1 rRNA gene is annotated in these 1316 nt (G+C 51.1%); it reads right to left on the reverse strand.

The window, feature by feature from the left end:
* Window positions 1-1316 (reverse strand): 23S ribosomal RNA (locus Q0791_RS24840); the annotation flags it as partial.

Here is a 1316-nt window from a genome sequence, read left to right on the forward strand (position 1 = left end):
ACAGCCTACAGCCTTAAACGCGGACTACCAACGCCGCGCTAGCCTAGCCTTCTCCGTCTCTCCATCGCAGTTAGCAAAAGTACAGGAATATTAACCTGTTTCCCATCGACTACGCCTTTCGGCCTCGCCTTAGGGGTCGACTCACCCTGCCCTGATTAACATTGGACAGGAACCCTTGGTCTTTCGGCGAGGGAGTTTTTCACTCCCTTTATCGTTACTCATGTCAGCATTCGCACTTCTGATACCTCCAGTGTGGGTTACCCCTTCACCTTCAACGGCTTACAGAACGCTCCTCTACCGCACTAGTGTAAACACTAGTACCCGTAGCTTCGGTGTATTGCTTAGCCCCGTTAAATCTTCCGCGCAGGCCGACTCGACTAGTGAGCTATTACGCTTTCTTTAAATGATGGCTGCTTCTAAGCCAACATCCTAGCTGTCTAAGCCTTCCCACATCGTTTCCCACTTAGCAATAACTTTGGGACCTTAGCTGACGGTCTGGGTTGTTTCCCTTTCCACGACGGACGTTAGCACCCGCCGTGTGTCTCCCGTATAGTACTCATTGGTATTCGGAGTTTGCAAAGGGTTGGTAAGTCGGGATGACCCCCTAGCCTTAACAGTGCTCTACCCCCAATGGTATTCGTACGAGGCGCTACCTAAATAGCTTTCGAGGAGAACCAGATATCTCCCGGTTTGATTGGCCTTTCACCCCCAGCCACAAGTCATCCGCTCATTTTTCAACATAAGTCGGTTCGGTCCTCCAGTTGATGTTACTCAACCTTCAACCTGCCCATGGCTAGATCACCGGGTTTCGGGTCTACACCTTGCAACTAAACGCGCAGTTAACACTCGGTTTCCCTACGGCTCCGCTATTCGCTTAACCTCGCTACAAAATGTAAGTCGCTGACCCATTATACAAAAGGTACGCAGTCACGGCCTCTCGCTCTCGAAAGAGCTGAACCGCTCCCACTGCTTGTACGTATACGGTTTCAGGTTCTATTTCACTCCCCTCACAGGGGTTCTTTTCGCCTTTCCCTCACGGTACTGGTTCACTATCGGTCAGTCAGGAGTATTTAGCCTTGGAGGATGGTCCCCCCATATTCGAACAAGATATCACGTGTCCCGTCCTACTCGTTTTCACCTAAAGTTAGTTTTCATGTACGGGGCTATCACCCTGTGCCGCTGTGCTTTCCAACACATTCCACTAACACCCTTTAGGCTTAAGGGCTAACCCCCGTTCGCTCGCCGCTACTAGGGGGATCTCGGTTGATTTCTTTTCCTCCGGGTACTTAGATGTTTCAGTTCCCCGGGTTCGCCTC

It is taken from the genome of uncultured Shewanella sp., from assembly GCF_947495455.1.
Lineage (GTDB): Bacteria > Pseudomonadota > Gammaproteobacteria > Enterobacterales > Shewanellaceae > Shewanella.